Here is a 6,532-nt window from a genome sequence, read left to right on the forward strand (position 1 = left end):
AAAAAGCTTACCGTATAAGGGAAATAATGTTGGTTATTGAAGAAAATGCCTGAATATTCCTTCTTAATCTCTGTTCCCTGTTCCCTGTTCCCTGTTCCCTCGAACCAGTTGTTAAATTAGCATAACAAGTACGGTAGAGCCAAAAAAACTTAAAGCGATTGCGTAATAGCTTCCGTGGCGTAGCCATAGCCTAGTGCCAAAGGCAATCGCTAAACCTACCCTGAGGGTTTTAAACAATTTAAAACAGTTAATAATTCATAAAGACGGAAATTTACTGAAAAAATTAAAATTAATCACCAGCAAATCTTACAATACAAGCTTATTACTTCAGCAACATAGTCTCACAGAGTCAGGAACTTGATAACTAACCGATGTATTCCTTAAAACGAAGTAAAAAAGTACCATATAAACAACGTAATTTCTCCCATAAAAAACCGGCAAATACATGGTAAGTTTTAAATCCATCGTATTCCGTTCAAGGTTCTTCCCATGCATCTGCAATATTTAGACACCCAACACCTTGAGGAATTAGTCAAGAACAGTAGTATAGATTTACATATAGTAAAACTAAATTTTAAATCTCTCCAGGACGCATCACCTTATGATTATCTGCTAATTTCTGAGGATATTCCCCGCACAAACACTGGTAGAGTTAAGAGTAATTGGTTACATCGCTATGATCACGTTACTGCTGGCGGTTGGTGGTGTTCTGGTGTAGATCCTCTGAATAATTGGGAACCAATGGAATGGGGATGTTTTAAACCCAACCAACCCCGAATGAATCAGAATGGCAAATCCATCAAGTACGAACATCCACCCAGCACACCAACACGGGTATTTTGTCTGCGGGTAACATTAAAAATTTGGCAGGAAGTCTCTCAACGGTATAATATAGCCATACCTAGCAGTGTCAATGTTGATGCTGATGGGGCAGCTCAAGGCTTTTGGCAATGGGTCAGAACACAAAACTTACCTGTAATCATCTGCGAAGGTGCGAAAAAAGCAGCAGCATTATTAACACAAGGATACCCTGCGATCGCCATTCCGGGAATTACCAGCGGTTATCGGGTCGTCAAAGATATCTTTGGTAAAGTCACGACTCGTCAGCTGATTCCCGACCTAGCAGCATTTGCGATGACAAAGCGCTGCTTTTATATTTGTTTTGATTTTGAAACTCAACCGAGAAAACTTGCTGCTATTAATAACGCCATCTCCCAACTGGGTTGTTTACTCCAAGAGCAAAAATGTCCAGTCAAAGTTATCGAACTCCCAGGAAAAGAAAAAGGTGTTGATGATCTAATTGTTGCTAAAGGTGCAAGTGCTTTCGAGAAAGTATATCGCCAAAGCACTGATTTAGAAATTTATTTAGCCCAAAAGAAACCCCATACTCATCTAACCATTCCACCTACAGTCACACTCAACTGTCCTTACTTAGAAAAAGTATCTTATCCCACATCTGGATTAGTGGGACTAAAATCAGCCAAAGGAACAGGAAAAACCACAGCACTGCAAGCCATTGTTAATCAAGCTAAAACTTCAAATCGACCCATATTATTAATTACTCACAGAATTCAACTAGGTCGCTTTTTGTGTGAAAAAATTGGTATTGAATGGGGCTATAATGATAGCGACTTTGTTATGGTATCAGATCAAGATTTACCCCTGGTCAGCCAGTCCTGGAAAAAACCTAAATCCTGCGGTTTATGTGTTGATTCAATTTGGAAACTCAACCCCCAAGAATGGGGAGGAGCAATATTAATTTTAGATGAAGTAGAACAGTCTTTGTGGCATCTCCTCAACAGTAATACTTGTAAACATAAACGAGTAAAGATTTTAAAATTATTCCAACAGCTAATTTCTACAGTCTTGACCACAGAAGGGTTAGTCATTGCCCAAGATGCTGACTTATCAGATGTATCATTAGAATATTTGCAAGGACTATCAGGAATTAAATTAACTCCTTGGGTACTAGTGAATAAATGGAAACCCCAGGACGGCTGGGATGTAACTTTTTATGACTCTCCTAACCCCACACCATTAATTCACCAACTAGAATTGGATTTAATAGCAGGGCGTAAATGTTACGTTACAACTGATAGTCGCTCTGGGCGTTATAGTTGTGAAACCATTGAAGGCTACCTTAAAGAAAGATTAGAAAAATTAAGACAGCAATTCCCTAAATCCCTAGTAATCAGTAGTCGCACCACCAGCACACCCGGCCATGCAGCAGTTGACTTTGTAGGCAATATCAATCAAAAAATTCCTGAATATGATGCCATTTTCGTTACTCCCAGCCTTGGTACAGGAATCAGTATTGATGTTCAACACTTCGACCGAGTTTATGGTATTTTTCAAGGGGTAATTCCTGACGCAGAAGCACGACAGGCATTAGCAAGAGTACGAGATAATGTACCACGAATCGTTTGGTGTGCCAAGCGAGGCATAGGCTTAATTGGTAGTGGTAGTACAAATTATCGACTACTATCTGATTGGTATCAAGAAAATCAACAAGAAAACTTAGCCTTACTCAGTCCGTTACATAAAATCAATATAGATTTGCCATTAGTTTATGACCCAATGCATTTGCGTACTTGGTCAAAGTTATCCGCTAGGGTCAATGCTTCCATTCGTCTATATCGCCAATCAATGCAAGATGGTTTAATAGCAGATGGACATCAAGTTTGGTTACGAAGTAATGCCGTACATAATAACATTGTCAGAGATTTACGTCTAGCATTTTTGTCCACAGATTCCCAGGACATAGAAACCCGCAAAAGACTAGTTTTAGAAATCGTTAAAGTGCAAAGAGATTGGGCACAAAAGCGTCAAAAAGCTAAAGACATCAAATGCGAAATTAGAGAAATTAAGCAGCGCCATCAATTATTAGCTGCTACAGCTGTAACCACAGCGCGAGACATTAATTATCTAGAGTATGAACAACTATTAAATAAACCTTCTCTTTCAGAATTAGAGCGTCACCAAATTGACAAATATACCCTGAGACAAAAATATGGCATTGCAGTTACTCCTTTGTTAAAGTTGCGGGACGATAAAGGGTATTATTACCAATTACTCCTCCACTATTATCTTACCCATGACAGCGAGTATTTTCATGTTAGAGATCAGCAAGAATGGCATCAGCAATTATTCTGGGGTGATGGTAAAGTTTTTCTGCCAGATTTAAAGACTTATACCTGTAAAGTTGAAGCTATGAAGGGGTTAAGAATGCCAGAATTTTTAGAACCAGAAAGAAAATTTACAGAACATGATGCTGATTTACTGTTGCTGAAAGATATCGTCTTACAGCATAGTAAACACATAAAAAGATTACTAGGCATTGATTTCATCAAGGGAAAGGGCATTATTTCACCGATAAAGATACTTAGCCAACTCTTAAATCTGATGGGTTTAAAACTGAAAAAGGTAAATGATTTTTATGAAATAGATGTAGAAACTTTTTTCGATGGTAGAGAAAAAATCTTTAAAGTTTGGCAGTACCACGATGAATTAATTATAACCAGTATCAAAGGTGATCAAAGCGAAAAATATGACTATACCCTGTGTTGTTAGATATTGTTTTTTATAACTTTGCAACGAGTAATTTTTATCTTAGAAGATGTTTGGAAAGTCCCTCATGCTGTATCTAAAATCACCTTATAAAACTTATCAAACATCCTCTAAGAGGTTTGGTAAATTATAATTATCTATCTGGGAAAATGCCTAATTTTATCCGTCATAAATCTCATTTATAATTTGAGTAAACAATGAAAAATCTACTAGGAAAAAGTTTTAAAAGCGGATTGATTTTATCTATTGTGACATTTGCATTTACAGTTGAATTAGCCCAAAAATCTGCAATACAAGCTGTTACTGCTGTTAAACAACTTGATTGCTCAAATGATAGAAGTTTATCAGAACAAACAGAATGCTTCCGTAAAGATTACGGGCAAGCTGATAGAGAAATCAACCGAGTCTATAGGCAAGTCATCTCAGATTTGTCTACTGAACGTAAACAAAAATTAATTCGCGCTCAACAAGCATGGATTAAATATAGAGATACAAATTGTGAATATAGAAGTAGTATTTGGGGTGGCATACAAAGCGTAGGTTTTAACTATAGTTGTCTTGCCAGAATGACACGGGAGCGTACCCAAGAGTTGCGGAATGATTAATGTAAATGCCACAAGTGTTAAATGTTAAGAAACAGGTGGTAAAAATACCCCAAAATATGGTAAATTCTCGGCGAAGGATTAAAATAAATCAATTACCCGTCAACCGTCAACCGTCACCCGTCAACAGTCAACAGTCAACCGTCAACCGTCAACGGTTCGACTCCGCTCACCGACCACCGTCAACAGTCAACCGTCAACAGTCATGCAAAACCGCCCCTCCGTATTTATTGAAAAAATGATGCCTGTGGATGTATTAAACGAGCAGGTAAACTTTGAACACGGGGGAAATCCATTTAAAGGGTTACATCGCTGGTATTCCCGGAAGCCATTATCTTTTAGTCGCGCTAGTGTTTTGGCTTCTATCTTACCAGCAGATATCACTATGGATGAATTTAAAGATTTGCTGGGGTTAGTACCAGGGAAGGAAGTAAGGCTGTATAAAAATACCCCTGATCCTGCACAAATTCAGAAAGTCCATAATTACTGTGAGAAACTGTGGGGAACTCGCACACCCACGGTATTAGATGCGTTTGCTGGGGGTGGGAGTATCCCCTTTGAGGCGGTGAGATATGGGTTAAATGTCCTAGCTTCTGATTTGAACTCCGTGGCGGTGGTGACCATGAAAGCGGCCATGGAATATCCCCTCAAATTTGGCGCTGATTTACAGCAGGATATTGATAAATGGGTGAAGTGGGTGGGAGACCAAGCCGAGAAAAGATTGGCTGAGTTTTTCCCTTCTTTACCAGGGGAAAAGGTGCAGAATTATTTATGGGCGCATACGGTTGTTTGTCCACATTGTGAATCTGTTGTTCCTTTGAGTCCTAATTGGTGGTTATATAAACGCCCGGAAAAGCAGAATTTACATAAATGGTGTGCCGTCAAGCCAATTCCTAATCCTGAGCAGAAACGGGTTGATTTTGAATTAGTTAAGGGTAAAAAGGGTAAGGGGACAACCATTGAAACTGATGATGGGGAATATGACCCTGATACTATGGCTACCATTAGTAGGAGCGTGGGTAAATGCCCTAATTGTGGGAATGTGATTGAACAGGAATATTTAATGAATTATGCAATAACTACAGGTTTAGAATACCAATTGTATGGGATTGCTTATCGCCAAGGAACTGGCAGTTTAAATTTTAGACTGCCCGATAATTTAGATTTAAACGGAATTACTCAAGCTAATGATCATTTAAAATTAAATTATCACTATTTTGGTGATAATGGGTTACTGCCGGATGTTGAAATATACGCTGGATTTAATACTGATCAAATATTAAGGTACGGAATTGATAATTGGTCAAAATTATTTAACCCCCGTCAACTTTTAACCCTGGTTACCTACGTTGAAATTATCAACGAAGCCAAAGCACTCATTCAAGGTGAGCATGAATGGGAGAAAGCACAAGCAATTTCAACTTATTTAGCTTTAGTATTAGATAGATGCGTTGATAAAAATTGCAGATTATCACATTGGCAAGCATCCAGAGCTTTTTCACAAGCAGCTTCGGGACAACACGCGCTTAATTTAATGTGGAACTATCCAGAAATTAACGGTGCTGGTGAATTATGGTTGTGGTGTGCCGATGTCTTTACATCAGACTATAAAAACCTGTGTGCATTATTAGGAACAAAAGCAGATTTAACAACCATCCCAGGACTGCAACAACAAGACCCTAAACTTATTCAAATTGACTCAGCCTCAGCGGATAACCTCACACATATCCCTGATAACTCAGTTAATGCAGTCATCACCGACCCCCCCTATTATGCCACAATTCAATACGCCGAATTATCTGACTTTTTCTATATCTGGCTAAAACGCACCCTGGGGGATATCTTCCCGGAACTATTTTACCTAGAACTTACAGACAAAGATCGGGAAGCCGTCGCCAACCCTTCCCGCTTCCGCAATATGGGGGTATCCCCGGAAGAACTCGCTAACCAGGACTATGAGGCTAAAATGGCCATGGCATTCGCTGAGTACCACCGTGTCCTCCGGGACGACGGGGTCATGACAGTACAATTTAACCACAAAGACTCTGGCGCGTGGGATGTCTTAGCTAAATCTCTGATTACTGCTGGGTTTGAAATTACCGCATCTTGGGCTGTAAGTACAGAAAATCCGCAAAACTTACACCAAGCCCAGAAAAATGCTGTATCTAGCACCGTGCTTTTAGTATGTCGCAAACGTGACCCCAAAGCAGAGCAAGCTTGGTGGGATGATGTGCGAACTGAAGTACGGAATACTGTGTTTGAAAAAGCCCCGGAGTTAGAGGAATGCTTAACAGCAGATTCTCGCCCTGCTGCTGATAGGGTAGCAGACCCCCAGCGCCGGATTAAACCCCCTGGGATTAACT

4 protein-coding genes are annotated in these 6,532 nt (G+C 39.5%); all 4 read left to right on the top strand.

The features are described from left to right. Positions 1-489: 489 nt before the first annotated feature. Positions 490-3,570, top strand: coding sequence for a plasmid replication protein, CyRepA1 family (locus PN447_RS17495; RefSeq protein ID WP_271764287.1), 3,081 nt, complete (start codon positions 490-492; stop codon positions 3,568-3,570). Between the two features lie 194 nt (positions 3,571-3,764). Continuing rightward, on the top strand, positions 3,765-4,172 hold the full coding sequence (locus tag PN447_RS17500; RefSeq protein WP_271764288.1) for a lysozyme inhibitor LprI family protein: 408 nt from the start codon (positions 3,765-3,767) through the stop codon (positions 4,170-4,172). Positions 4,173-4,177: 5 nt separating this feature from the next. Then, on the top strand, positions 4,178-4,411 hold the full coding sequence (locus PN447_RS17505; protein WP_271764289.1) for a hypothetical protein: 234 nt from the start codon (positions 4,178-4,180) through the stop codon (positions 4,409-4,411). Continuing rightward, a partial coding sequence (locus tag PN447_RS17510) for a DUF1156 domain-containing protein (protein WP_271764290.1) occupies positions 4,375-6,532 on the top strand: 2,158 nt, incomplete at its 3' end. The genes PN447_RS17505 and PN447_RS17510, both read left to right, overlap by 37 nt.

It is taken from the genome of Anabaena sp. CS-542/02, from assembly GCF_028331085.1.
Classification (GTDB): domain Bacteria; phylum Cyanobacteriota; class Cyanobacteriia; order Cyanobacteriales; family Nostocaceae; genus Anabaenopsis; species Anabaenopsis arnoldii.